This is a genomic window from Vibrio viridaestus (assembly GCF_003856525.1).
GTDB classification, from domain to species: domain Bacteria; phylum Pseudomonadota; class Gammaproteobacteria; order Enterobacterales; family Vibrionaceae; genus Vibrio; species Vibrio viridaestus.
On the sequence record NZ_RJVQ01000004.1, the window covers coordinates 22,604 to 48,562 of the forward strand.

The window sequence follows — 25,959 nt, forward strand, 5'->3', positions numbered from 1 at the left end:
AAAAATGTGCAGCTGCTCGTATCTCGTATAGTTAAGTTTATTAAGTGGGGCCTATTGGCCCTACTTGTATTATCGGCAATCCTAATTACCTCCTTACGGATAGCACTGCCTCACCTAAACTATTTTCACAAAGAAATTACTCAGTGGGTAAGTCAACAGACCCAGCTTGATATTTCAGTTTCCGATCTTTCTGGTTATTGGCGAAATACACATCCGTATATTTCGTTTCATGATCTCAAAGTATCTCTTCCCAATGGTGAATCCATTTCTTTTGAAGCGAAGCGAGTTGATTTAGAACTCAACGTTTTTCGCTCGATTCTCCAAAGGCAGTTTGTTGTTTCGGAACTTGATGTCAATAAGCTCGATCTGGATATAAGTTCTGTCGATCTGCTGTCTTCTCTTTCTCAGGAAACTGAGGAGAATGTCTTGTCATCTACACAAGAAATGGCAGGAGGTAGTCGCGAGATTATACGAGTTTTAGACAATGTGTTCTTACGCCAACTGGATCGTTTTATCGTTTCTGATTCTACCATTCGTTATCGGTCGTTTGTCGGCGATACCAAGACATTGTTGATTAATAACCTTAATTGGAAAAATGACGGGCGCCAGCATACGGCTTCGGGACTGGTTAGTATTAAGGGGACTGGTCTTAACTTTCTAGACGTACGTGCCAATTTTTCTGATAACGGTTCATTTCGTGATGTCGATGGTCAATTTTATGTGAATGCAAAAAATGTTGCAGTTGGTCCATGGTTAACTCACTACCTAAAAAAACAAGTTGGAATAAACAAAGGTGAGGTTAGCTTCGACAGCTGGGTAACCCTCAAAAAGAGTAAGCCTATCCGAGGTCTAATTGCATTACAGCCGTCGTATTTACAGTGGGGAAAATCGCAGCAGCACAAAGTGGAGTTTTTGAGTGGGCTGCTCAAGCTGATCCCGACTGAGCAGGGATTAAGGGTCTCTGGTCATCAATTTAAAGCGCAAACCGATAATCACCCATGGCCAGAGCTCGCTCTCAATCTCGATTGGCAAAAAGAGAATGGAATAAGCCTTAATATCAATCAAATCTCTGTCGCTGATATCTTAGCGTTTGGTGAACTGATTCCTGAAATCAATCAAGACGCAGATAACTGGTTAGTTTCATTGAATCCCGGGGGAATATTGTCTGATATTCGTATGCGATATACATCAGATAGCGACTTTGAGTATTCGGTGCATTTAAAAAAAGGGTCTACTGACCAGTGGTCTTTGTTGCCTGAGGTTCATAATTTGAGCGCTACAATTTATGGCTCTCAAGATAAGGCAATTATCCACGCAGATCTACAGGATGATATTTTACCTTATGGTGACGTATTTCAGGCGCCATTAAGGATAACGAAAGGGCACACTAAACTAGTTTGGCAAAAGACGGATGCGGGGTGGTCAATTTGGTCCGACAAAGTTGGTGTTACAACGCCAGATTTACAAGCTATAGGCGCATTCAAGCTCGATTTTCCTGAGGGTAAGAGTCCTTTCTTATCATTTTATACTGAAGTGAACTTGATGAACGGTGGGGAAAGTTGGCGCTATCTACCTACGAGAGCTTTAGGTTCACCCTTGACTGATTACTTGACCAGTGCGATTCAGGCTGGAGAAGTCCAAACAGCTAAACTAGTATGGTACGGAGCTATAAATGCGTTCCCATATCACAGTCATGATGGCGTCTTTCAAGCATGGGTACCGTTAAAGAAAGCTCGATTTAGTTATGATCACCAATGGCCTGCTTTAACTGATCTTGATATCAATCTTCTGTTTGCAAATGATTCTCTTCACTTTGATTCTGAGCAAGCAAAACTCATGAAGGTTCAGGCAAAGAGAGTTCGTGGTCAAATAGCTCATATGGGGCCGACAGGCAAATTAGATATTTCAGCTAGCGTCGTAGGTAAAGGGCCTGATGTTCGTCAATACATGATGGCTACGCCGTTGGTCGATAGTGTCGGTGCCGCATTGACGACTCTCAGAGTGAAAGGGGATGTGAAGTCAGAATTTCAATTATCCATTCCACTCACAGCTGATGAGCAGCCTAGGGCATGGGGATGGGCTGATTTAAATAACAATATGGTCTCTATGCCATCACTATCAATGGATCTCAGCAATGTAACCGGACGGATCAACTTCGATAATGATGTCCTGAGTGCTGCTGGAATTCATGCAAAATTACTCAAGCAAAATATATCACTGGATTTTAATGGAGAGAGTCGCCGAAAAGGATATGCTGTTCGAATTGACTCCATTGGTGATTGGCAGGTTAAACCACTGCAGAACTATCTAGATAAAAAGTGGATAGATCCTTTATCGGGTCGTGCTCCATGGCAACTAGGAGTTGATCTACAATTAACGGGTGTTGGATTTAACTATCAAGCGACATTGAATTCACAACTCAAAAATATCTTAAGCGAATACCCGTACCCACTTAATAAAAGTAAAGGACGTACTGACACTCTTAAAGTTCAGGTTTCGGGTAATGGAGAATCTGTTAATGCACGTGCACAGGTATCGAATGCAAAGTACCAAGCACTAATTGATATATCTCGTAAACAGCCAATCATAAAATCAAGCAACCTTGTTCTTGGAAAAGGCAGTTTTAAAGTTATACCGTTTTCGGGCCACTATGCTGCTGTTCGTTTGGATCACTTTGATTTAGACAATTGGATTCCCTATTTTCAGACAATGGATGATTCTAAAGTCCGTTCAACCACAGGCAAATCGGGTAAGTCGCCAATGATCGATATTCCCTCACCTGAGTCGGTCAATCTCAACGTTAAAGAGCTGAAAGTAGCAACGTTAGATTGGCACGATGTTGTGCTGAAGGTGAAGAAAAAATCTCAAGCTTGGAACTTTGATTTACATAGTCAGGAGGCGACGGGATCGGCTTCCTATATTGCACCGTATGATTTATCCGTTGCGCTCAAACAACTGCATCTATATTTGCCGGCATTAGATGAGTCAAATGATAGTCACCAGCCAATCATTGTCAGCAAGTTGAATAAAAAACAGCTAGTGACCGAGTTCGACAAGGACTTTTATCGACTCGTCCCTAATATTACCTTGGTCGTTGATGATTTTTGGTTACAAGGGTATAAAGTTGGCAGGTTAAAAACCAACCTACAACGTGAAGATAATCAACTGCGCTGGAAAAATATCGATATAGTCAGTGGGAAAAATGAAATACACGCTAATGGCTCGTGGCGCCTGACAGAAGATGATAGTTCGACTCACTTAGATATGGTATTCAAAGGTGAAAATAATAGTGAGATACTGGAGCGCTTTGGTATTTCATCCGGTATTCAGAAGGCTCCGTTTACCATCACTAGTGTGTTAGATTGGCAAGGTTCTCCATGGGCAATGCGAGTAACTAGCTTAGCGGGCAAAGTTAGCGCTGAATTTGGTCAAGGTAGTGTTTCCGATGTCAATGGAGCCGCTAAGTTGCTGGGGCTCTTCAGTCTAGATTCGATTATTCGCAAGATGAAGCTAGACTTTAGTGATATTTTTGATGATGGTTTGGCGTTCGACTCGATTAAAGGTGATGGTGAAATATCGAAAGGAGTTTTTGTTACCAACAATTTATCAATGGATACCGTTGCTGGCGATATGGACTTAAAAGGCTTGGTCGATCTGAATCAACGGGTCATTGACGCTGAAGTGAAGTTTGTCCCAGATGTCACTTCTGGGCTTCCGGTCCTGAGTGCTTTTGCTGTTTCTCCTCCGACAGCGCTATATGTGCTCGCCATTACAACCGTCATTTCGCCCGTTGTAGAAGTCTTTACGGAAGTCAATTATCAGGTCAAAGGTCCTATCGATTCACCCGAGGTAAAAGAAATATCGCGTACTAAAGGGGAATATAAATTGCCAGGCTCGCTACTCGAAGAAGACCAGCAGCAAGGAGTGCAGAATGACTAAAGTTGGCATTATTCAGATGAACTCGACAGAATCTGTTGAAGAAAATCTGCAGACTATACGAACACAGACAGAATTACTTGCCAGTAAGGGCGCAAACTGGGTTGTTACACCTGAAAATGCACTTATGTTCTCTAATCGCGACGACTATTTAGCCCATGCTGAAAAACTTGGAAATGGACCTATTCAGGCACAGCTAGCGTCAATCGCTAAGATGAATCAAGTTTGGTTATTCATCGGTAGTATGCCGACGATCCGTAATGAAAATATGTACTCTACCTGTGTGGTCTTTAATGATAGTGGAGAGGTAGTCTGCTCTTACGATAAATTGCACATGTTTGATGCTGATGTGTCAGATAGCCAGGGTGCTTACCGCGAATCAGATACTTTTTCTGCTGGCGAGAGACCCGTAGTGCTCATCACTCCCTTTGGTGTAGTAGGATTGTCCATTTGCTATGATTTACGCTTCCCTCACCTCTATTCTGAATTAAGAAATATGGGGGCTGAAATTATTATTGTACCCGCAGCGTTTACTGCGGTAACAGGAAAAGCACACTGGGAAGTGCTTTTAAGAGCAAGAGCGATAGAAACCCAATGTTTTGTTATTGGGATCGCTCAGACAGGTACTCATAGCCGAAACCGAGAAACGTGGGGACATTCAATGGTTGTAAACCCATGGGGTGAGATTGTCTCTTGTATGGCAGACAATCCTGACGTTATGATGGTGGAAATAGATAAAACAAGTTTAGAGAAGGTCAGAACTGCTATGCCAGTGGTAAGGCATACGAGATTTGGCACCGTAAATAAAATATAGAGCGACTTATGATCATAGACCCTATAGAACAAGCACTTTTAGCTCCTACCGGACTGACTTCTCAAGATGTACAAGATACATTAGTGGCGATGACGTCTCGTCAGATCGATTATGCCGATATTTATTTTCAGTCCAGCTGGCATGAGTCTATTGTACTTGAAGACAGTATTATTAAAGATGGCTCCTTTAATATCGATAAAGGTGTTGGTGTAAGAGCCGTATCTGGTGAAAAAACAGGTTTCGCCTATTCAGATCAACTCGATCTCGCTGCATTACAACAAAGTGCCAAGGCGGCGAGAGGCATTGCTCATAAAGGTGGTAACGCTACAGTAAAAACGCCTGTGAGAAGTGCGCAAAAGGACCATTACTCTTGGGTAAATCCACTAGAAAGTTGGGAAAAGCAGAAAAAAGCGGACTTACTCAAAGAGCTTGATGTCTATATTCGTACGAAAGAGCCTTTGGTTAAAGAGGTGAGTATCAGCCTTTCTGGCGTACACGAACAGATTTTGGTTGCAGCAATCGATGGGACTTACGCTGGAGATATCCGTCCACTGGTCCGTTTATCTATTAGTGTGTTAGCACAACGTGGAGATAGACGTGAACGCGGCAGTTCTGGCGGTGGTGGCCGATTCGGTTATGACTTTTTCCTTACTCAAAATGATGGAAAGAGTATTGCTCATCATTACGCTGATGAAGCCATTCGCCAAGCTTTGGTGAATCTGGATGCTATTGCTGCTCCTGCAGGAACAATGCCTGTTGTGCTCGGTTCTGGTTGGCCTGGTGTCTTATTACATGAAGCCGTAGGTCATGGTTTAGAAGGTGATTTTAACCGCAAAGGATCTTCTGTTTTCTCTGGTAAAGTTGGCCAAAAAGTAACGTCTGATCTTTGTACTATTGTTGATGATGGAACACTGCAGGATTTACGTGGTTCACTCAATATTGATGATGAGGGAGTCAAAGGGCAGTACAACGTATTAATAGAGAAAGGCGTCCTTAAAGGCTATATTCAAGATAAGCTCAATGCTCGTCTCATGGGCGTGAACCCAACGGGTAATGGTCGTCGTGAATCTTATGCGCATTTGCCTATGCCAAGAATGACCAACACCTATATGTTGCCAGGAGAACATACTCCGGAAGAGATTATTTCGACGGTTAAGAAGGGTGTATATGCACCAAACTTTGGCGGGGGCCAGGTTGATATTACGTCGGGCAAGTTTGTCTTTTCAGCTTCTGAGGCCTACTTGATTGAAAATGGTAAAATTACGCAACCAATCAAAGGCGCAACACTTATCGGGTCTGGTATTGAAGCAATGCAGCAAGTGTCTATGGTCGGGAATGATCTTGCGATAGACCGTGGCGTTGGTGTTTGCGGAAAAGCAGGGCAAAGTGTACCCGTTGGAGTAGGGCAACCAACGCTTAAACTGGATGCTTTAACAGTCGGTGGCACGGAATAAAGATAATTCGCCACTGATGTTCTGTTTAAGTGGAATTTTTCAGTTAAGCATGACATAGTGGCGCACCTTTAATTGTTCAGGCAAAAAGAAATTCTGGAGTACGCTATGTCTCATGAAGATGATTATCTATCGGTCGAAGAATTGATCGAGATTCAAAAAGAAGAAACACGAGATATTATTCAGGCACTGCTCGAAGATGGTAGTGACCCTGATGTGCTGTATGAGATAGAGCACCATCTTTTTGCTGAAGATTTTGCTACGTTAGAAAAAGCGGTTATTGAAGCATTTAAAATGGGCTTTGATGTTCAAGATGCTGAAGAAGTAGAAGATGAAGATGGCAAACCTCTACTGTGTTGTGATGCAATCATGCAATCAGCACTTAATGCCGAGCAAATTGATGCTCAAGTAGAGAAACTGGTTAACTTAGCTGAAAAGCATGACATTATTTATGATGGTTGGGGTACCTACTATGAAGGCGAAGATGCGCTGTATCCTGACGATGAAGACGACGACGATTTATAATTAGATTTGTTATTTCAGTCTTAAAATCCTCTCATATATGAAAATGTTATGAGAGGATTTTTTTATGAGCTGTACTCCGACTAGTTGATTGTTATAATGAGTGAAAATTGATCTAGAGCAAATTTATAATGATGTTTTCGTTAGCTGGCCTTTGGCAGCTTTCACCTTTAACTGATCTTACGATTCCTCAGAACGACCTATCTTTTCCTGGACCTTTAAGTCAGTGTCTTCCTGATAATTTGTCTGAAGATGCTATTTCAGAACAAGAATGGCATCTCATGCATGATATTGAGGTTGATGAAGCTTTTTTGTCTTACCCCGCAATCGATCTCATCATTGAAGGGGTTGATTATTATGCTGAGGTTCGTCTGAACGGATTTGCTCTATTCGATTGTGATCAGAACCAGTCGGTATATCGAAAAGATATCTCTTCTCTGTTGAATCTTGGACGTAACCGTTTCGAAGTTTTATTTCTAAATAATGATGAAGATGAGTTACTCATTGACGATGACTCGGATTCAGATGACGCCTGTTTGTTGGGAGATTTATCTTATCAACCTTACGATAAACGAATGGGGATATGGAAGGAGCCTTATCTACAATGTTTGAAGCATGTGAGATTGACACACATTTCGACTGAGCAGGTTTGGCACTATGGTGGTGGATGTGAGCTTTTAGTGAAATTGCATTTTGATTTACTCAAGGCCGGTCTTATTTCTGCGAGAGTTAAATTTGATGGCAGAACCTATTCGGTTCCTCTTGATATGATGAAGCGCGAATCCAGTGCGTTGTTTCAAATTGATGCCCCAGTTACTTGTGATGGCTGTAATGATTGTGCTGATTGTACCTATGAATTGGACATCGAACTCGATGGACTAACTCATCAAATATTGTTACCACTATCGATTGAAAACCGAGTCAGTCATTTCCCTATATAAAAAGGCGCCCAATGCGCCTTTTTGCTGGTTTATTAAACTTGAGGTTTAATTACCATAACATTAATTGGGGAGTTTTGTACCACTTTGGTGGCAACTGAACCTAACATCACTTTATCAATCTTAGAGCGCTTGTGGCTTGGCATGATAATCAGATCCGCTCCTAGTTTCTCAGCATAATCTAAAATTGTTGAGTAAGGTTTTCCTTCAGCCACATAAGTTTTGTAGATGATGTCCTCATCAATATTCTTTTCAGCAAATTCCTTGAGCTGTACTTTTACATCTTGCTTCATTTTCGCCGCGGCGTCTTTGGGAAAGTAGGTTGATACCATGGACATGTGAATGCCCGGGAGAACATTAAGTAGATGTAATTCCGCATTTGAATGTTTGGCGTGCCACACTGCAATTTGGACGGCTTTATCGGCAAAGCCTTGTTCATTTAAATCTACTGGTACCAGAATATGTTTATACATGCCGTAACCTCAATCAGGAGTTTGGAAGTCTCGTTGTTAAGTTATGGGCTATAAAAGCCCACTTCAAATAAAGGTATACCTGAACTCAATCAGGTATACATGCTCCGCACTTTATTATTTGGTTTTTTGTCTACGACGTTGATTCCAAGCCATTAGCAAGGTTAACAATAACGCAGGCAAAAAGACCCATTCTTTCATAGGGCGGTTTGTTTCGACGATAATGGAATCAATTTGCCAGTCAAAGTCGATACCTGCATTTTCTGCCGGACTACCAAATTCAACCATGTCTATGATCATCTTATTGTCATCTTGCCTTAACATCAGCCCCATCGATTGGATTCGTTGTTCTGCTGTTTTTGCTCTGTCATCAAAAGGTAGTTGAACCGTTTTCGTGACAGAATCGCCATCTAATGTTTCCCCTGAAACAACCAGATTGATGGATTCACCTTTTTTCAGGTTCTCAACTTGTTGAGAAATCTCTGTACCTGGGTAGAGATCATGCTCAGGATAAACCATATCCCACCAGAACCCAGGGCGGAAGAAAGTAAAGGTCAGTACCAGTAATAGGACTGTCTCCCACCATTTATTCTTAACAAACCACCACCCTTGAGTTGCTGCAGAGAACAGCAGCATGGCAACGATAGCTGAGAAAATAGTGAGGCCAAGGTGCCACCAGGTATCGATACCCATTAGTAACAATTGGGTATTGAAGACGAACATGAAAGGCAAGATCGCCGTTCGAATATCATAGGTAAAGCCTTGAATACCAGTTCGAATTGGATCTGACTTTGCAATTGCTGCCGCCGCAAAAGCGGCAAGACCTACTGGTGGCGTATCGTCGGCTAGGATCCCAAAGTAGAATACAAATAGGTGGACAGCGATGAGCGGAATGATGAGTCCATGCTGAGCGCCTAGTGTAACAATTACCGGTGCCATAAGTGTTGAAACGACAATATAGTTTGCGGTGGTAGGGAGTCCCATTCCCAACACGAGACTAATGACTGCGGTAAATATCAACATCATAATGACACTACCACCAGAGATAAACTCAACGAAATCAGTCATCACAAGACCAACACCGGTAAGCGTTACGACACCAACTACTGTCCCCGCAGCTGCTGTGGCAACACCGATACCAATCATATTTCGTGCGCCAGAAGCCCAGCTTTCAGCTAGGTCGATTACGCCTAGTTTAAACTGTTCAGTGGCATCTTGGCTTTTATTAAATAGAGCCATTAATGGTCTTTGTGTGATCAGAATGAACATCATAAAGACAGTAGCCCAAAACGCGGAAAGCCCCGGAGAGAATCGTTCTACCGTTAGACACCAAACAAGAACTAGGATAGGTAACAGGTAATGGACTCCTGATTTTACCGTTGGACCCGGTTCTGGTACTTCTTCGATTGACTCATCCATACCTGCGTGTTCTTTGTAGTTTGATGAAATCTTTACTAAGAGAACGTACACAACTAATAGTGCGATTGTAACAATTGGGGTTGCTGCAGATCCAAAGACATCTTTTGTCCAACCCACACCATAGTAAACTGCAGCACTCAATACACAGAGCCCAAGTATGGTTCCAGTGAAAGACAGCAAGCTATGAATAAGCGTTGTCGTTTTTCTTCTTGGAAGACCAGTCATACCCGCTTTACATGCTTCTAAGTGAACAATATAGAGTAAGGCGATGTACGATATTAAAGCAGGAAGTATGGCTGCTTTTATGACCTCAACATAAGAAATCCCAACATATTCAACCATAAGGAATGCTGCGGCACCCATGATGGGGGGAGTTAGCTGTCCATTCGTTGACGCGGCAACTTCAACAGCGCCTGCTTTGGTTCCGGGAAAACCAACACGCTTCATTAAAGGAATCGTAAAGGTTCCGGTTGTTACAACGTTGGCAATAGATGAGCCAGATACCAGACCGGAAAGACCAGAGGCGACAACAGCGGCCTTAGCGGGACCACCTCTCATGTGACCGAGAAGAGAAAATGCGACTTTAATAAAGTAAGCACCTGCTCCAGCCCTTTCCAGCATGGCACCAAATAACACAAACAAGAATACGAAAGACGTTGATACCCCTAGCGCAACACCAAAAACACCTTCGGTTGTGAGCCATAGGTGTGACATGGCTTTATTCAAGCTCGCTCCCTTATGTGCTATTACATCAGGCATATAAGGACCGCCAAAGGTATAGAGAAGAAACACTGCAGCAACGATCATCAATGGTGGACCAAGTGCTCTGCGAGTAGCTTCAAGAAGTAAAATCATACCCATTACAGCAACAACCACATCCAGTGTCGTTGGCGCGCCTGAGCGCTCTGCTAATTCAGCATAAAAAATGTATATATACGCAGCAGAAAAACTACCGAGTAACGCGAGTATCCAGTCGAATACTGGAATACGATCACGAGAAGAGTTTTTGAATGCTGGATAAGCGGTAAACGCTAGAAAAATAGCGAAAGCCAGATGTATTGATCGTGCTTCGGTATCATTTAATACCCCAAAATCGAAAATAAATGGTAACGGGGAGGCGTACCACAATTGAAATAGTGACCAACAGACTGGTACAACCCATAACAGGCGGCCTGCAAAGCCATTTGGGTTGCGTGCTCCTGTATCAGACTGGGCCACCATATCCTGCACGTCTTGAGCGGGAGTATTGTCCTGCGTCATGTACGTTTCCTCATGTAAATGGTCTATTAAATATAAAAGAAAAATTTTCTGAGTAGAAAATCCAAAGGCTATTCGTCTGAATTGACAACCTAGCCTAAAGTAAATAAGGAGGCTTTAGCCCCCTTATAAATGGTTATAAAATTGGTTGTGGGGAATTATTTTATTAAACCAACTTCTTTATAGTATTTGATTGCGCCTGGATGAAGAGGAATGGAAAGACCAGCTTTAACCATGTCTTCTTTTTTCAGGTTAGCAAATGCTGGATGAAGTCGTTTGAACGTATCAAAGTTTTCAAAGACAGCTTTGGTTACGTTATAGACAACATCATCTGATACATCAGAGCTGGTTACTAGTGTTGCTGCTACACCAAAACTTTTAACGTCTTGATCTGTGCCGCGATACATTCCAGCTGGAACATTGGTGTAAGTGTAATAAGGATTATCGCCAACGATTTTATCGATTTCTGGACCGGTTACTGGTACAAGTTTAGCATCGCAAGACGTTGTTGCTTCTTTGATTGAACCGTTTGGATGGCCAACCATATAGATGAACGCATCGATTTTGTTATCACACAATGCTTGAGAACGTTCTGACCCTTTTAGCTCTGAAGCTAATTTAAAGGTATCAAGATTCCATCCCATAGCGTCCATTACAACTTGCATAGTCGCTCTGTCGCCAGAACCCGGGTTACCAATATTGACACGCTTTCCAGCAAGATCTTTTACGCTATTGATACCAGAGTCAGTGCGTGCAATAACATTAAAGGGTTCGGTGTGAAGAGAGAATACTGCACGAAGCTTTTTATATGGTCCTTGCTCAGCAAAGGCACTAGTGCCGTTGTATCCGTGATATTGCCAGTCTGACTGAACAATACCAAAGTCCAACTCGCCTGAGCGGATAGTATTTACGTTGTAGATTGAACCACCAGTAGACTCAACCGAACAGCGAATATCATGAGTTTTGCGTTCTTTATTGACTAATTTACAAATCGCGCCACCTGTAGGGTAATAGACCCCAGTAACTGAACCTGTACCAATAGTAATAAATTCTTGAGCGTTAACCGCACCAGCACCACAAAGTGTCGCAGCGAATGCACTAACTGTTAATATTTTACTAAGTGCCATATATTTCCCTTCCTTATGCTTGTCATAATCTTCAGGTTTGTATGAGACCTAAAAAGATTCCTCTTGTAGAAACGGCAGCTTACGCTAATTTCGGCGAAAGCGGCGGCATCATACCAGAAAAAACGGAGATAATTGCAAGTTAGTTTTAAATTGTAGCTGAATTATCTAAAAGTGAGAAAATAATAAAATCCCAGTAATTATTGGAATTATATTCTTAATCAATGGGTTAAGGGTTTTGGACAAGGTGGAGTGAGTGAGTTAAATATGTGATATAAATCACGAACAGTAGAATAAAATCTGTTCGTGATTGATTGTCTGGTAAATCAAGCTAAACGTCAAAATGTTTAGCCTGCATATTCAAACAGTTCACATACAGAATCGAAAAGTTGTTTTGTTGGTACTTCTAATGTCGGAGTGATGAAAATAGTATCATCTCCCGCAACAACACCAAGAATACCTTCCGATTTACCCAATGAATCTAATAATCGAGCGATAAGCTGAGCTGCACCAGGACCTGTATGAATAACGACCAATGCATTGTTGTAGTCTATATCCAATACTAACTCGCGTAGAGAGCTAGAGACCGTCGGTACGCCAAGTTCTGCTGGAAGACAATAAACCATTTCCATTTTTGCATTACGAGTTCTAACGGCACCAAATTTCGTGAGCATCCGAGAAACTTTGGACTGGTTGATGTTATCAAAACCTTCACTTTTTAAAGCGTCAACAATATCGCTTTGTGAGCCAAATCGTTCTTCTTTTAATAGAGCTTTAAAAGCCCGGACTAAACTATCTTGCTTATCAATATTTCTCATAAAGGTGCCAGGTTATTAGTTGTACGCATTAATTGCATATTTTCGCATAGTTATGCAGATATTGCCATTATTTGAGGAAAAAGTATTTGTAGGGTGATTAGGTGATTTAAGTTCTGTACATTTTATTTATTGATGATAAGGTATTGTTAAATATGGAAAAATGAAATTTAAAGTTGTATTAATGGTAGAGCCTTGACTATTCTTATAGTTGTCTATGAGATTCGTCTCAAAGCTTGAGTGATGTCATTGTAATCAACATATGATTCCGATAATTTAGTTGAATCAAATTACCCTACGACAAATATCTAAAAATACTCTCAAGGAGATAACCATGAAAGTTGCTGTTATTGGTGCCGCTGGTGGCATTGGTCAGGCGCTGGCGTTACTTTTAAAAAATAACCTGCCTGCAGGTTCGGATTTGGCATTATACGATATCGCGCCTGTGACCCCAGGGGTTGCTGCGGATTTAAGCCATATCCCAACACCTGTTTCCATTAAAGGCTATTGCGGTGAAGACCCAACACCAGCCTTAGAAGGAGCGGATGTCGTTTTAATCTCTGCTGGTGTGGCGCGCAAACCTGGTATGGATCGTTCAGATCTATTCAATATCAATGCTGGCATTATCAAAGGTTTGGCTGAGAAGATTGCAGTATCTTGCCCTAAAGCATGTGTTGGTATTATTACTAACCCTGTGAATACAACGGTTGCTATTGCTGCTGAAGTATTGAAAAAAGCAGGCGTGTATGACAAAAATCGTTTGTTTGGTGTGACAACACTTGATGTCATCCGCTCTGAAACATTTATCTCTGAATTGAAAGGTAAAAAACCGTCTGAAGTTAAAGTTCCTGTCATTGGCGGACACTCTGGTGTGACTATCCTTCCATTGCTTTCTCAGGTTGCTGGCGTTTCTTTTACAGATGAAGAAGTTGCTGCGTTGACAGTTCGTATCCAAAATGCAGGTACTGAAGTAGTAGAAGCAAAAGCGGGTGGCGGTAGTGCTACGCTGTCTATGGGACAGGCAGCAGCGCGTTTCGGTCTTGCTTTGGTTAAAGCTCTTCAAGGTGAAGCTGGTATCGTTGAATATGCTTATGTTGATGGTGATACTGGTCATGCTTCATTGTTTGCACAGCCAATTAAGCTGGGTAAAAATGGTATCGAGGAAACATTACCAATTGGTGCGTTAAGCAAGTTCGAACAAGATGCGCTTGATAGTATGTTAGATACTTTAAAAGCGGATATTCAGAAAGGCGTTGAGTTCGTTAAGTAATTCTTTCGCTGGCTGAAAAATGAAAGGTGGGTTGTTGAACCCACCTTTTTTATTGGTAATCAGTCTGTGGCTATTTATTTCGATCCACAGCAAGGTGGGCGAGTGTTACTAGTGCATCTTTATATTCGCCTTCTGGAAGAACGTCTAGCTCTCTTATGGCTTTTTCTGCTTCTTCATTCGCTTTTGCTTTTGTGTATTCGAGAGATCCGGTTTGCTCCATAATAGATAGAATCTCATCTAAATGATCCATACCGTTCGCTTTCTCTATAGCTTCACGAATTCTAGCGGCCTGCTGTTCCGTGCCTTTTTGCATTGCGTATAAAAGAGGTAGGGTTGGTTTTCCTTCTGCCAGATCATCGCCGACATTTTTGCCCATTTCTTTACCATCAGCAGTGTAGTCCATTACATCATCAATCAGTTGGAATGCAGTACCTAGGTAACGACCATAATTTTGCATTGCCAATTCGATTTTTTCAGGTGCTTCAGCCAAAATAGCGCCAACTTGAGTTGCTGCCTCAAAAAGTCTTGCTGTTTTTGAATAAATCACCTGCATATAGCTTTCTTCGGTTGTATTGGGATCGTTACAGTTCATTAGCTGCTGAACTTCACCCTCGGCGATAACGTTTACCGATTCACTCATCAAATCAAGAATGCGTAATGACCCCAACTGAGTCATCATTTGGAATGAGCGAGTATAGATATAGTCACCCACTAATACACTGGCTGCGTTACCGAATGTTGCGTTTGCTGTTGCTTTTCCTCGTCGCAGGTCAGATTCGTCGACAACGTCATCATGCAAGAGTGTAGCTGTGTGAATAAATTCAATAAAAGCGGCTGCTTTAGTGTGTTTATCTCCGTCATATCCCAAAGCTCGGGCTGATAATACGGCCAGTAGAGGGCGTAAGCGTTTGCCACCTCCACTGACTATATAGAAGCCGAGCTGGTTAATAAGGGAAACTTCTGAGTTGAGTTGGGCAAGAATTGTTTCGTTGACTTTTGCCATGTCGTCGGCAGTAAGCGCTTGGATAGCATTAAAATCCATTATAAATCCGGCTAAAGTTAGTACTGATAAGGACCAACTGTCCTCACTATATGGTGAATAATATACTAAAAAATATTGATTAATACATGACTTAAAGGCATGATCGCGGCACTTTTAGTTGGCGATTAGCTTTTCGCCAATTTTTTCAAAATATGGCTTGTCATAGACGCGTTGTTCGAGTAGAATCTGCGCCCTATTGATGATTAGTTTAGCGCACACCCTACATGCTCAAAATTGAAGCTAACGGCTGTGCGGAAAGAGCGGAGTAAAATATGTACGCTGTTTTCCAATCTGGTGGTAAACAACACCGTGTAAGCGAAGGGCAAACTCTTCGTTTAGAGAAATTAGACGTTGAAACTGGTGCAACTGTAGAATTTGATAAAGTTCTTCTTGTTGCTAACGGTGAAGACATTAAAGTAGGCGCACCTTTAGTTGAAGGTGGTAAAGTGACAGCTGAAGTGGTACAACACGGTCGCGGCGATAAAGTTAAAATCGTTAAGTTCCGTCGTCGTAAACACTCTCGTAAGCAGCAAGGTCACCGTCAGTGGTTCACTGAAGTGAAAATCACTGGCATCAACGCTTAATTTTAGTAGGAGAGTTTAACAATGGCACACAAAAAAGCTGGTGGTTCTACTCGTAACGGCCGCGATTCAGAAAGTAAACGTCTGGGTGTTAAGCGTTTTGGTGGTGAGTCTGTGTTAGCAGGTAACATCATCGTTCGTCAACGTGGTACTAAATTCCACGCTGGCAACAACGTAGGTATCGGTAAAGACCATACTCTATTTGCTTTATCTGACGGTAAAGTTAAATTTGAAGTTAAAGGTCCTAAGAACCGCAAGTTCGTTAGTATCGAATCTGAATAAGTCTCGATAACTTACTGAATTCAAAAGCCCTGCCGTATGGTGGGGTTTTTTATTTATCTGGAAGAATAAAAAAGTAGTGACCGCTTGTGATAAATCACTTCTTTTTTGTTCTTGGTATCGAAATAGCATAGCCATAATAGAGTTCTGCTAAAATTGATATCATTGGTAATTAAATACAAAATGCAACGCGTTTGTGCGGAGTAGAAAATGAAGTTCGTTGATGAATCGGTAATTAAAGTTGAAGCTGGAGATGGTGGCAATGGTATTGTCAGCTTTTGGCGAGAAAAATTTGTTACCAAAGGCGGCCCTGATGGTGGTGATGGTGGTGATGGTGGCGACGTCTATATAGAGGCGGATGAGAACCTGAACACACTTATCGACTATCGGTTTCAGCGCTTTTATGCTGCTGAGCGAGGCGAGAATGGGCGAGGTGGTAACTGTACCGGTAAGCGCGGTAAAGATACGGTATTAAAAGTGCCTGTAGGTACTCGTGCAGTCGATATCCATACTAATGAAATCATAGGTGAAGTTGCCGAGCATGGTAAAAAGCTTATGGTGGCAAAAGGTGGATGGCACGGTTTAGGTAATACGCGTTTCAAATCGTCTGTGAATCGTGCTCCACGCCAAAAGACAATGGGAACAAAGGGTGAAGTGAGAGAGCTTCGTCTTGAGCTGCTGCTATTGGCTGATGTTGGTATGTTAGGTTTGCCTAATGCGGGTAAATCCACTTTCATCCGTGCAGTTTCTGCGGCGAAACCAAAAGTGGCTGATTATCCGTTTACAACACTTATTCCTAGTTTAGGGGTTGTGAGTGTATTACCAGAGAAAAGCTTTGTCGTAGCAGATATTCCTGGATTGATTGAAGGCGCTGCAGATGGTGCAGGCTTAGGAATTCGCTTCTTAAAACACCTTGAGAGATGCCGTGTTCTTTTGCATATGATTGATTTGCTTCCTGTTGATCAGTCTGATCCTGTTGATAATGCCATGATCATTATTGAAGAGTTGATGCAATACAGCGATAAACTTGCGAATAAACCGCGTTGGTTGGTATTCAATAAAGTTGATCTACTGTCAGAAGAAGACGCGAATGAGACCATTCAGAGAGTATTGGATGCTCTAGAGTGGGATGAGCAGTACTTTAAGATTTCTGCTATCAATAAAAATGGTACGAAAGAGCTTTGTCGCCAGTTAGCAGACTTTATGGATACCCTTCCTGATGAAGTGGAAGAGCTATCTGAAGAAGATAAAGTCGACTTTATGTGGGATGACTATCATCGCGACGCAATGAAAGCTGAAAACGTTATCACAGAAGACTGGGATGACGATGACGATTGGGATGATGAAGAAGATGATGGGCACGTAATTTACGTGCGTGATTAATCTCAATCATTATAATGAAAAGCCGCAAATAAAATTTGCGGCTTTTTTTGTCTAAATCATTTTTTAAATCAATATAATGATAGAGAATTAATCATTTGCAGCGTTTAGGAAGGAATCATGGCTGAGAGTGACCAGAGAAAAGTTTCTCGCTTAATTGCTCAGGCAGGTCAAATGTTATTAGCTCATGGCGCAGAAAGTACGTTAGTAGCGGATATTATGCGTCGAATAGGACTTGCCAGTGGTATGGATGAAGTCGAAGTTGCTCTGATGGCGAACTCGATAGTTGTTACTACCGTATGTGATGAGCATTGTATTACTACTGCGAGACGATGTCAGGATCGTGGTATCAACATGAAAGCTGTCATACAGATTCAGCGTATCTGTATCATGCTTGAAAAACGTATTATCGATCCAATGGATGCTCAGCAAAAACTTAATAACATTAGTCCTGAACGATATAACCGTTGGATTGTGATGTTTATGATTGGTCTGTCTTGTGCTGCATTCAGTCGTCTTGCTGGTGGAGATTGGTTGGTATTTCTTGCAACCTTTGTTGCATCGTCTGTCGGTATGGCGGTGAGATTAGAAATTGGTCATAGGCATTTTAATCCACTACTGAATTTTGCTGTTACCGCATTTGTCACTACTGTTATTTCGGCTCAAGCCGTTATTTATCAGTTTGGCAACAGACCAACACTTGCCATGGCATGTTCAGTCTTGATGTTAGTCCCTGGTTTCCCATTGATTAACTCGGTGGCTGATATGATCAAAGGGTATATTAATACAGGGGTCGCTCGATTTATTATGGCTTCTCTTCTTACTCTGGCGACCTGTTTAGGTATTATTGCTGCCATGTTTATTACTGATGTATGGGGGTGGTCATGAGTATTTCTGAGTTTATTCTGGCACTCGCGAACGATATGTTCTTTGCCTCAATCCCTGCAGTCGGTTTTGCACTTGTTTTTAATGTGCCTACGCATGCTTTGAAGTACTGTGCTTTAGGTGGAGCAATAGGACACGGTTCCCGGTTCCTCTTTATGCAATATGGCGTGCCGATTGAATGGGCTACTTTCTTTGCCGCGACCATTGTTGGTATGGTTGGTGTTCATTGGTCGCATAAAGTACTCGCTCACCCAAAAGTGTTTACGGTTGCTGCGCTTATTCCTATGGTTCCTGGGGTTTATACCTATCGAGCAATGATTGCCATGGTAGAAATAAACCACTTAGGCTTTACTCCGGACCTATTTTCTGCACTAATGGAAAACTTTTTAAAAGCCATGTTTATCATTGCTGGTTTGGCGTTAGGACTTGCTGTTCCGGGGTTATTCTTCTATCGCAGAAAACCAATTGTATAACTTAGAGGAAAACGATTTCTAATGATCATTAGTATGATTGCGGCGATGACGAAGCATCGTGTCATAGGTAAAGATAATGAGATGCCCTGGCATCTGCCCGCCGATTTCGTATGGTTTAAACGCTGTACTATGGGTAAACCGATCATTATGGGAAGGAAAACATTTGACTCTATTGGTCGACCTCTTCCGGGACGGAAAAATATTGTTATAACAAGACAAAATAACATGCAAATAGACGGTGTCGAGGTTGTTTCGTCTATAGGTGATGCGATTGCGTTGGTTGAGGACCAAAGCGAAGTTATGATTATTGGTGGAGGTAGTATTTATCGCTCATGCTTGGATAAAGCGAATCGCCTTTATATAACGGAAATAGATGCCGATATAGAAGGGGATACTTGTTTTCCTGCTATTGATTCTAGCTGGAAAGAAACGCATAGAGAGCATTATTATGCTGATGATAAAAATAAGTATGATATGGATTTTGTTATTTTAGAGAAAGGCGCTTAAGCGCCTTTTTTATGATTATTTCAATGCGGGTTGAGTGAAATAAACACGATCTTCCCATCGTAGCATGGTGAGATGTCCGCCCCATACGCATCCTGTGTCTAGTCCAACTACCGTCTCATTTTCCACACCATTTAATGCAGCCCAGTGGCCAAAGAGTATGGTTTTTTCTAGCTCTTTCCGTTGGGGATATTTAAACCAGGGGAGCAGACTGTCGGATTTTACTTCCTGAGGTGGAAGTTTACATTCAAAGTCAAATGAGCCGTCAGGTTTGACAAAGCGCATTCGAGTAAATGCATTGATCGAGTAACGGAGTCGATCGAGTCCATCTAAGCTTTCGTCCCATAGCGAGGGTTGATTAGAGTACATTTTCTCAATCAGCCATTCCCAATCGTCGCTGCGTAAAATCGTTTCTATTGATTTTGCTTCAATCCTTGCCGTCTCAAGGTTCCAGAGTGGCGATATGCCCGCATGCGTTAAAACGAACTCTTCATGCTCAGCAAGAAGTGGTTGATTTCTTAGCCAGGTAAGTAATGTGTTTTTATCCGGGGCTGAAAAGATTGGGCGAGTTTTGTCTTTAGTTTTTATGGGATGAATACCGAGCGATACGGCAAGTAAATGCAAGTCATGATTCCCTAAAATAACCTTTGCTCTCGAGCCAAGTGAGTATGCAAATCTAAGTGTTTCTAACGATTTTGGCCCTCGTGCAACTAAATCTCCAGCGAACCAAAGTGTATCTAATTCTGGATCAAAACTGGCCTTTTTCAACAGTAGCTGTAGTTCGTCAAAACAGCCTTGAATATCTCCTACGATATAATTTGCCACAAGAGTCCTTAATGTAAAATATTGGGTATACAGAGTCTGAAAGGTTCGATTTCAGCGATAAACTCAGAATCAGAGGCATCGTGCATGATGTAGTGCCCTTGCATTACTCCCACTGGAGTCTCAATAGCTGTTCCACTTGTGTAGGTGTATTCATCATTAGCTTGAATTACTGGCTGTTCACCAACGACACCATCTCCTTCAACGGTAATCTGTTTACCATTTGCATCGGTAATAAGCCAACGTCTACTTAAGAGTTGAACATGCTCGCGACTCAAATTTTTTATCGTAATAGTATAAGAAAATACGTAGCGCTTTTCATCGGGTGTGGATTGTTCCGGAATGTATTTAGTGTGAACCTGAATCTTTATGCAGGGGGTAGAGGCATCCATGACTTCTCCTTAAAATGAAGCAGGCTACGAGCCTGCTTCTCTTTTTTATTGGTGATGCTTGTCGAGCCAGTTTGCTAGAGAGACGAATTGTTCGAGTGTTAAGTTCTCAGGGCGAAGTGCAGGATTAATTCCTAACTCTTCCAGAACCTCAGCACTGACAAGAGATTTAAAACAATTTCTTATTGTTTTTCTTCTCTGATTGAAACCTTCACGGCAGACTCGGTCCAACCATTTTAGACTAGAAGCAGGATAGGGCAGTTTTTCGTAGGGAACCAAGCGAACAACCGCGGAGTCCACTTTGGGAGGTGGAACAAATGCCGTTGGCGGTACTTCTAAAACAGGAATAACCTTACAATAGTATTGCGCCATGACCGTTAGTCGGCCATAGGCTTTTGTTCCAGGACCTGCTGCCAGACGATTAACCACTTCTTTTTGCAACATAAAGTGCATGTCCTGGACCTGGTCGTGAAATTCAAACAGGTGGAACATGAGCGGTGTTGAAATGTTATACGGCAGGTTACCGAAAATACGTAATTTATTATTTGGCTTTACTAGCTGCGTAAAGTCGAAACGCATAGCATCGCCTTCATAGATGGTCAGCTTATCCTTTAATTCCGGATGCTGACGTAATCTTTCGGCTAAGTCTCTGTCGAGCTCTATCACACTCAATTTATCGACTTCGGCACCGACAGGTTCGGTTAAAGCGCCGAGGCCTGGACCTATTTCGACTAAATTTTGCCCAGGAAGTGGGTTTATGGCTGAGACGATTCCATCGATAATATAGGGATCGTTCAGGAAGTTTTGTCCAAAACGTTTTCTGGCTTTGTGTCCCAAATGGACATCATTTTTCATCATATTTCTATTAACTTGTCTTCGAATTAACTAACTGAATAGCGTATTGTAGTGCCGTTTTAAAACTTCCTGTATCCACATTTCCTGTGCCTGCTAAATCCAGAGCCGTACCATGATCGACTGAAGTACGAATAAAGGGGAGGCCTAAAGTGATATTCACTGAATTCCCAAACCCTTTATATTTTAATACCGGTAAGACCTGATCGTGGTACATACCGAGTATTGTATCAGCCTTCTGCAGATATTTATCATTAAAAATCGTATCAGCGGGCAATGGGCCGTTCAAGTTGTACCCAAAGTCATGTCTCATTTTTTCAAGAGTAGGGGAAATAGTATCGATTTCCTCCATTCCTAAAACGCCATCTTCACCAGCGTGAGGATTCAAACCACACACATAAATATTAGGTGACATCAGACCAAATTTCTCAACCAGATCGTTGTGGAGAATATGTATTATTTTTTCTAGCCGCTCAGATGTCACCGCTTTAGAAACGTAAGCCAGTGGAATATGTGTTGTGACTAGAGCGACGCGAAGACCTTCAGTTGCTAACATCATAACCACTAAAGGCGTATTGGATTTCTCCGCAAAAAATTCAGTATGGCCACTAAATGCGACTCCAGCTCGATTTATCACGCCTTTATGAACCGGTCCTGTCACGACCGCATCAAATTCATTCGTCATACATCCAGAGGCTGCTCTTTCGAGAGTTTTGAGCACATAATGGCTATTAGCCTCGTCTAGAATTCCTGCCGTGACGCTTGTTGCTGTATCGATATGTTCAACGAGTAGTGAACCTTTACGATGAGGTTTTGGTGTCAAGTTTGCATTGTAGTCGACCAAATTGACATTAATTCCTAGCGTCTTGGCTCTTGTTGTCAGCATATTTTTATCTGCGATTACGACGACTTCGTGCGCCCAGTCATGTTGAGATAGCGCCAAAACCAAGTCAGGGCCCACGCCAGCGGGTTCGCCAGCGGTGACTACAATACGTTTAATACTCATTGTTCCTCATCCAAATTTTCAATATAGGCACTTGCTCTCAGCTCTTGTAACCACGCTGAAGACTCTTCATTGAACTTACGATTGAAGATAATACGATACGCTTTATTTTTCATTGCTGCATCTGTACGGTCAACTTGCCTACGACTAAGAACCTGAACGATATGCCATCCATGTACAGTTTTAAATGGTTCGCTGATTTGGCCTACTGGTAGGGTTTCAACCTGATGTTTAAATTCAGGGACGAAAGAGTCTGGTGTCTGATAACCTAAATCACCTTTATGGGATGCTGAACCTGGATCTTGACTATACTGTTCAGCCAAGTCACCAAATTTCGCTTTCCCAGATTTGATGCGCTGAACGAACTCTTTTAACTCTTTCTCTGCACCTTCATCGCTTAAAATGATAGATGGTTTGATCAAAATATGTCTCGCATCGACCTCGGTAACTGAAACGCTCTCTAGTCCTTTCACATCATCAATCTTAAGTATGTGATAGCCAACACCACTTTGGAATGGGCCAATAATATCGCCTTTCTTCTGGATAGAAATGTGATCAGCGAAAATCGTTGGCATTTCTTCCTTTCTCATCCATCCCCAGTTACCACCTTTGAGTGCTTTGGGTCCTTTAGAGTAGGTAAGAGCTAACGTGGTGAAATCAGCGCCATTTTTTAACTTCTTCACGATGTTATCAGCGACTGATTTCATCTTATCTTTATTGGAGTCATCTACCTTAAGTTGAATATGACTGATCTTGTATTCAACCGTCTGACTGGTTTTTTGTGCCATCAGACCCGCCAATGATTCAACTTCATTCGGTAGAATGTTGATTCTGCGGCGAACGAGAACGTTACGAGCTTCGGTTGCGGCAAGCTCTTGACGAATTTTGTCACGAAATTCTGCGTAACTTACACCAGATTGCTCTATAGATGTTTTTAGCTGTTGTAGTGACTGTTTGTTGTGCTCAGCTATTTCGCTTAGGGCTTGATTTAATTTCGTATCATCAATCTTAACCCCAATTCTGTCTGCTTCCTGCTCTTGAAGCTTATCATTGATTAATTGGTCGATGACTTGCTCTCGTATCACATTCGCAGGAGGTAGCTGATTTCCTTTCTCAGCCGCGCTTGCTTTTAGTAGTTTTGTCGCAGTTGTTATATCACTTTGTAGTACGGCACCATCGTTTACGATGACAACCACTTTATCTAATTCCACCGGATTGGATTGAGCGGCAAAGCTAAGTAACAGCATGAAGCTTGTCAGTGCGTATTTCCAACGATTCATTTAAATTCCTATAGGGCTAGTGATTTTTTTCTATTAATTGTTGAGGAAGAATGGTCTTCCATATCCTAGAGAGCCAGAGCTACTGCTCGTACTTGTGCCGGCACCCATATTTGTGCCAAAACCAACGATACCAAAGTTGATACTAAAGTTATTTTCGTATTTAGGGTCAGAGTCTGGATATTGAGAGAAACCACCGTTAGTCCAGCCGTTAAGTTCTTTTGCATAGGCAAATCCTATATACCAACAGTCTGAAAGGTAAGTCACGCCAGCTTGCCACTCGATTGACTGATCTATGGTCATATCATAATAGTAGTGTCCCGTTACGTTCCATTTTGGATTAATCGCATATTGTCCTACTGCACCGACTTGAGAAATACCATCATCAGTTAACGAATCTAAATCTAGTGTATCGCCAACTGTGTTATCCAGATATTCTTTAGATACATAGCGATAATTTGCTTGGATGAAGTTTTGGTTTTCTCTTAATTCCAGAGTGCTATTGGCTAACTGCATTTGATCAGCATTAACATCGTACTGCACCCCTCCGTGATAGAAGAGGTAGTCGTTAAAGTTGAAGTCAGTTTCGATAGCCCATGCTGAATATTCTGAGCTACTATCGTCAGAATTTGATGGACTGATAGACCTGTCTAGGTAAAAGATTTGTCCGAACGACAAGTTAAATCGCTCTTTATATTCGTCATCATAAAAGCGAGTGGTTGCACCATAACTTATCTGGTTGGCTGGGGCCACATAGTCAATACTACTGTATTGGCGACTACGGAATAAACCGTAGTAATCGGTTTGAAGAATTGTCGTATCATAATGAGCAATATCTGACTGATTACGTTTAGGTACATAAAGGTATTGAATTTGAGGCTCTAGTGTTTGTGTATACCCATTTAGATAAGGCTCATCATTTTCTAGTACTAGGCCCATGTGCGAGCGAAAGAGTGGAATTGTTCGAGTAACTTCCTCTTTGTAACCACTGTCGGATATATTTTTTAAATCTTGAGCATAATAAGTTGATAAAAGACGTGCTTCCGTAGTCCAGTTACCCCAACTTGCACCTAAAGGTATTGTTACCCCAGGCTCTACGTGGACTCGTGTCGCGTCAGGCATATCTGTATCATCAGTTTCAAATCGAGAAATATTGCCCTTAACATCAATATCTAGATTATCTAGCATTGGCGGTGCGTAATAATTAAAGCCTAATTGCGGCATCAATCTATAAGGTTGTGTTGACCCTATGGTTAAAATTTGAAAATCTCGGGTTAATAATGAAACATCCCAATTACTTGTACGGTAAGATAATTGAGCTTCTTGTACTAATTGCCCATCTTGCTTATCGCCAATGTCGGAGCTTAAATCCGTAAAATAATCAATATCACTGACTTTTGCGTAATTTAAATGCAGGAGCCAATTTTCATCATATATGCCATCATGGATATATTGTAACCCCCAACGGTTACCTTTATCTTCATACTTTTTGTCATCAGGTAAGTATTCATAATCGATAGTACCGCTACCTAATCCCGTTAAATAACGAAACTTACTGTTTAGCTGGGTACCGCGTTTTTCCATGTAATGGATATCGGTTTGCAGATCATAATTGGGTGCTAGGTTCCAATAAACTGGGATATTGGTTTCGAAGCCATCATTGGTACCGAAACCAAACGTTGGGTAGAGCAATCCTGTTTTACGGGTATCACCAATTGGAACCGTAAGCATTGGCAAATAAAGAAGCGGAACCCCCATAACTTCCATTCGCGGGTTATAAAAAGTTGCTTCTTCTTCATTCTTATCAATATCAATACTTGAAGCTTTGAGACGCCAGGAATTATCGCCTTCCGGACAGGATGTTATTGAGCCATCTTCAATTTTATAAATCGCTTTACCTGTTTTAGACACGTATACCGCATCACCGCGACCAGGTTCACAAAGAAACTTATATTTTGTATTTTCTAGGGTAATCACATCTTCATTTAAACGGTTGGTGGCTTTGTCTGAAACAGCTTTAACCTGACCATCATTAAACGTTACATCACCTTCAGCAACGACAACATTTTCTTTCTGATGAAGTGTTACTTTCTTGGCAGATATGTGCTTATTGCCCTGAACGACAATAACATTACCTGAGTAAGTTGCCTTATCGCCATTAACAGCCTCTAGCTTATCCGCTTCAACATTGATAGGCTGATCAGTGTTAGTATTCTCAGACGATTTATTTTCGATGCGACACTGTTCGTTTATAGAAGAGATCGGATCCTTACTATTATCAGGTATTGTATTTGCTTGCAGTTGTGGTGCGAACAAAGCTGCACTAATTGAGGCTGCTAGCAATGAACGAGGGAAATGTAACATCGAGTTGTATTATCCTGTTAATCGTGACTAAATCGAGGTTATACGCTTCAGTTCAAAAGTGAAATATTCCTAATAATAAAGGAAAAATCGTT

23 protein-coding genes are annotated in these 25,959 nt (G+C 41.8%); 12 read left to right on the forward strand and 11 right to left on the reverse strand.

Annotated features, from left to right (window positions below; genetic code table 11):
• Positions 1-6: 6 nt before the first annotated feature.
• The 5 genes from EES38_RS10810 to EES38_RS10830 all read left to right on the forward strand — a co-directional run bounded on the left by EES38_RS10810 (position 7) and on the right by EES38_RS10830 (position 7,664).
• Positions 7-3,939 carry a YhdP family protein gene (locus tag EES38_RS10810; protein ID WP_124937227.1) on the forward strand — a complete coding sequence of 1,311 codons (3,933 nt, stop codon included), beginning with the start codon at positions 7-9 and terminating at the stop codon, positions 3,937-3,939.
• Positions 3,932-4,750, forward strand: coding sequence for a carbon-nitrogen hydrolase family protein (locus EES38_RS10815; protein ID WP_124937228.1), 819 nt, complete (start codon positions 3,932-3,934; stop codon positions 4,748-4,750). The genes EES38_RS10810 and EES38_RS10815 overlap by 8 nt, the downstream gene beginning before the upstream one ends.
• A gap of 8 nt (positions 4,751-4,758) precedes the next feature.
• Positions 4,759-6,204, forward strand: coding sequence for a metalloprotease TldD (gene tldD / locus EES38_RS10820; RefSeq protein WP_124937229.1), 1,446 nt, complete (start codon positions 4,759-4,761; stop codon positions 6,202-6,204).
• A gap of 105 nt (positions 6,205-6,309) precedes the next feature.
• The gene (gene rraB / locus EES38_RS10825; RefSeq protein ID WP_124937230.1) at positions 6,310-6,726 is read left to right on the forward strand and encodes a ribonuclease E inhibitor RraB; all 417 of its coding nucleotides are present in this window, start codon (positions 6,310-6,312) and stop codon (positions 6,724-6,726) included.
• Positions 6,727-6,854: 128 nt separating this feature from the next.
• Positions 6,855-7,664 (forward strand): glycosyl hydrolase 2 galactose-binding domain-containing protein, encoded by an 810-nt coding sequence (locus tag EES38_RS10830; RefSeq protein ID WP_124937231.1) that lies wholly within the window; start codon positions 6,855-6,857, stop codon positions 7,662-7,664.
• Positions 7,665-7,696: 32 nt separating this feature from the next.
• On the opposite strand, the gene EES38_RS10835 is transcribed toward EES38_RS10830, so the two are convergent.
• From EES38_RS10835 to argR, 4 genes are all read right to left on the reverse strand, one after another.
• Positions 7,697-8,134, reverse strand: coding sequence for a universal stress protein (locus EES38_RS10835; protein WP_124937232.1), 438 nt, complete (start codon positions 8,132-8,134; stop codon positions 7,697-7,699).
• Positions 8,135-8,248: 114 nt separating this feature from the next.
• Positions 8,249-10,810, reverse strand: a complete 2,562-nt coding sequence (locus EES38_RS10840; protein WP_124937233.1) for a TRAP transporter permease — start codon at positions 10,808-10,810, stop codon at positions 8,249-8,251.
• 155 nt (positions 10,811-10,965) lie between these two features.
• A complete protein-coding gene (locus EES38_RS10845) occupies positions 10,966-11,934 on the reverse strand; it encodes a TAXI family TRAP transporter solute-binding subunit (protein ID WP_124937234.1) in 969 nt (322 codons plus the stop codon).
• A 344-nt stretch (positions 11,935-12,278) separates the two neighbouring features.
• Positions 12,279-12,749, reverse strand: coding sequence for a transcriptional regulator ArgR (gene argR, locus EES38_RS10850; protein WP_124937235.1), 471 nt, complete (start codon positions 12,747-12,749; stop codon positions 12,279-12,281).
• Between the two features lie 331 nt (positions 12,750-13,080).
• On the opposite strand from argR, the gene mdh reads away from it, so the two are divergent.
• Entirely contained in the window at positions 13,081-14,016 is a 936-nt protein-coding gene (gene mdh, locus EES38_RS10855; RefSeq protein ID WP_124937236.1) for a malate dehydrogenase, read from the forward strand.
• A gap of 70 nt (positions 14,017-14,086) precedes the next feature.
• On the opposite strand, the gene ispB is transcribed toward mdh, so the two are convergent.
• Entirely contained in the window at positions 14,087-15,058 is a 972-nt protein-coding gene (ispB, locus tag EES38_RS10860) for an octaprenyl diphosphate synthase (protein ID WP_124937237.1), read from the reverse strand.
• A gap of 272 nt (positions 15,059-15,330) precedes the next feature.
• Between ispB and rplU the strand changes: the two genes are divergently transcribed.
• The 6 genes from rplU to folA all read left to right on the forward strand — a co-directional run bounded on the left by rplU (position 15,331) and on the right by folA (position 19,163).
• Positions 15,331-15,642 (forward strand): 50S ribosomal protein L21, encoded by a 312-nt coding sequence (gene rplU / locus EES38_RS10865; RefSeq protein ID WP_073580811.1) that lies wholly within the window; start codon positions 15,331-15,333, stop codon positions 15,640-15,642.
• A gap of 21 nt (positions 15,643-15,663) precedes the next feature.
• Positions 15,664-15,921, forward strand: a complete 258-nt coding sequence (rpmA, locus tag EES38_RS10870; protein WP_124937238.1) for a 50S ribosomal protein L27 — start codon at positions 15,664-15,666, stop codon at positions 15,919-15,921.
• A 207-nt stretch (positions 15,922-16,128) separates the two neighbouring features.
• Positions 16,129-17,301 (forward strand): Obg family GTPase CgtA, encoded by a 1,173-nt coding sequence (gene cgtA, locus EES38_RS10875; RefSeq protein WP_124937239.1) that lies wholly within the window; start codon positions 16,129-16,131, stop codon positions 17,299-17,301.
• 117 nt (positions 17,302-17,418) lie between these two features.
• Positions 17,419-18,186 (forward strand): threonine/serine exporter family protein, encoded by a 768-nt coding sequence (locus tag EES38_RS10880; RefSeq protein WP_124937240.1) that lies wholly within the window; start codon positions 17,419-17,421, stop codon positions 18,184-18,186.
• On the forward strand, positions 18,183-18,656 hold the full coding sequence (locus tag EES38_RS10885; RefSeq protein WP_166434249.1) for a threonine/serine exporter family protein: 474 nt from the start codon (positions 18,183-18,185) through the stop codon (positions 18,654-18,656). The genes EES38_RS10880 and EES38_RS10885 overlap by 4 nt, the downstream gene beginning before the upstream one ends.
• 21 nt (positions 18,657-18,677) lie before the next feature.
• On the forward strand, positions 18,678-19,163 hold the full coding sequence (gene folA, locus EES38_RS10890; RefSeq protein WP_124937242.1) for a type 3 dihydrofolate reductase: 486 nt from the start codon (positions 18,678-18,680) through the stop codon (positions 19,161-19,163).
• A 15-nt stretch (positions 19,164-19,178) separates the two neighbouring features.
• Here folA and EES38_RS10895 read toward each other — a convergent pair whose 3' ends face one another.
• From EES38_RS10895 to lptD, 6 genes are read right to left on the reverse strand one after another with little or no spacing between them, the layout of a single operon-like run.
• Positions 19,179-19,985 (reverse strand): symmetrical bis(5'-nucleosyl)-tetraphosphatase, encoded by an 807-nt coding sequence (locus tag EES38_RS10895; RefSeq protein WP_124937243.1) that lies wholly within the window; start codon positions 19,983-19,985, stop codon positions 19,179-19,181.
• Positions 19,986-19,993: 8 nt separating this feature from the next.
• Entirely contained in the window at positions 19,994-20,374 is a 381-nt protein-coding gene (apaG, locus tag EES38_RS10900; RefSeq protein WP_124937244.1) for a Co2+/Mg2+ efflux facilitator ApaG/CorD, read from the reverse strand.
• A 45-nt stretch (positions 20,375-20,419) separates the two neighbouring features.
• Positions 20,420-21,226 carry a 16S rRNA (adenine(1518)-N(6)/adenine(1519)-N(6))-dimethyltransferase RsmA gene (rsmA, locus tag EES38_RS10905; protein WP_124937492.1) on the reverse strand — a complete coding sequence of 269 codons (807 nt, stop codon included), beginning with the start codon at positions 21,224-21,226 and terminating at the stop codon, positions 20,420-20,422.
• A gap of 10 nt (positions 21,227-21,236) precedes the next feature.
• Complete coding sequence (gene pdxA, locus EES38_RS10910; RefSeq protein ID WP_124937245.1) at positions 21,237-22,229, reverse strand: 4-hydroxythreonine-4-phosphate dehydrogenase PdxA; 993 nt, start codon at positions 22,227-22,229, stop codon at positions 21,237-21,239.
• On the reverse strand, positions 22,226-23,506 hold the full coding sequence (gene surA, locus EES38_RS10915) for a peptidylprolyl isomerase SurA (RefSeq protein WP_124937246.1): 1,281 nt from the start codon (positions 23,504-23,506) through the stop codon (positions 22,226-22,228). Before surA ends, pdxA begins: the two co-directional genes overlap by 4 nt.
• A gap of 33 nt (positions 23,507-23,539) precedes the next feature.
• The gene (lptD, locus tag EES38_RS10920; protein WP_124937247.1) at positions 23,540-25,867 is read right to left on the reverse strand and encodes an LPS assembly protein LptD; all 2,328 of its coding nucleotides are present in this window, start codon (positions 25,865-25,867) and stop codon (positions 23,540-23,542) included.
• Between the last annotated feature and the right edge of the window lie 92 nt (positions 25,868-25,959).